This window comes from Bythopirellula polymerisocia (assembly GCF_007860015.1).
In the GTDB taxonomy this organism is placed as follows: domain Bacteria; phylum Planctomycetota; class Planctomycetia; order Pirellulales; family Lacipirellulaceae; genus Bythopirellula; species Bythopirellula polymerisocia.
The window spans coordinates 1-1,319 of record NZ_SJPS01000027.1; the positions used below are offsets into that span (position 1 = coordinate 1).

The 1,319-nt window shown below is 57.8% G+C and carries 1 protein-coding gene; it reads left to right on the plus strand.

Translation table 11 applies throughout. The annotated features are described in order from the left end of the window. The first annotated feature begins 113 nt into the window (after positions 1 to 113). Positions 114 to 1,313 carry an IS256 family transposase gene (locus Pla144_RS24350; RefSeq protein WP_146453315.1) on the plus strand — a complete coding sequence of 400 codons (1,200 nt, stop codon included), beginning with the start codon at positions 114 to 116 and terminating at the stop codon, positions 1,311 to 1,313. The last annotated feature ends 6 nt before the right edge of the window (positions 1,314 to 1,319 follow it).

Below are 1,319 nucleotides of genomic sequence, written 5' to 3' on the forward strand. Positions count from 1 at the left end.
TGATAACGTCCTAATAGTTGCGCAGATTTGTTTAGCTTGAAACGGGCAGTCCCTGTTTGGTAGGAATTGATTTGTGTTAATTCGACCCCTACCAAGGACAGGAGACTGCCACGATGGCAAGTGTAGTGAAGAATGTGATTCGTGTCGACGAGGCTGAGATTCGAGGCCATGTGGACGAAGTGGTTCGTCGAAGTGTTGAGGAGACGCTCAATGGGCTTCTAGAAGCCGAGGCGGACCAGTTGTGTGGTGCTCAGCGATACGAGCGGAGTCCGGATCGTGTGGACACGCGGGCCGGTTCTTATGAACGAGGATTACAGACGAAGGCGGGCCAGGTGACGCTCAAGGTTCCTAGACTCCGCAGTTTGTCATTTGAGACGCAGATTATTGAGCGGTACCGACGACGCGAGTCGTCGGTGGAAGAGGCCTTGATGGAGATGTACCTCGCCGGGGTGAGTGTTCGCCGTGTGGAAGACATCACCGAGGCATTGTGGGGGACTCGCGTCTCCCCCAGCACGGTGAGCGAGCTGAATCAGCAGCTCTACGAGCGGATCGAGAAGTGGCGCAATCAGCCGATTGTAGGGGAGTTCGCCTACGTGGCCCTCGACGGCATCTGGCTGAAGCGTTCCTGGGGCGGCGAGGTGAAGAACGTGGCGGTGTTGGTTGCCGTGGGTGTCGACCAAGAGGGATATCGACAGGTGCTGGGCGTATGCGAAGGAGCGAAGGAAGATACCGAGAGTTGGCGGAAGTTCCTCCGTCATTTGAAGGAGCGGGGCCTCAAGGGAGTTCGCCTGGTGACCAGCGACAAGTGTTTAGGATTGGTAGAAGCCTTGGGCGAGTTTTATCCCGAGGCGGACTGGCAGCGGTGTGTGGTCCACTGGTATCGCAATGTGGGAAGCGAAGTGCCACGGCATCGGATGAAGGAGGTGATGGCAATGCTTAAGGCGATTCACGCCCAAGAGGATCGTGAAGCAGCCGAGAAGAAGGCAGTCGACGTTGTTGAGAAACTACGAGCGATGAAGCTCACCAAGGCAGCCAGGGTGGTCGAGGAGGGCGTGGGCGAGACGTTGCGGTACATGTCATATCCTCGCGAGCATTGGACGCGGATTCGCACGAACAACGCTTTGGAGCGATTGATGCGAGAAGTTCGCCGGCGGACGCGCGTCGTGGGTGCCTTCCCGGACGGCAACAGCGCATTGATGCTGGTATCCGCAAGACTGCGACACGTCGCTGGTACCAAATGGGGCACGCGCAAGTACCTCGATATGGAGCGATTGCAAGAGACGACGAAGGAGACCAGCGGAGTGGCCTCGTAGGCCGCG

Excerpts from the sequence above, each read along its gene's own strand:
- Pla144_RS24350 (WP_146453315.1), top strand. The coding sequence starts at position 114 with ATGGCAAGTGTAGTGAAGAATGTGATTCGTGTCGACGAGGCTGAGATT.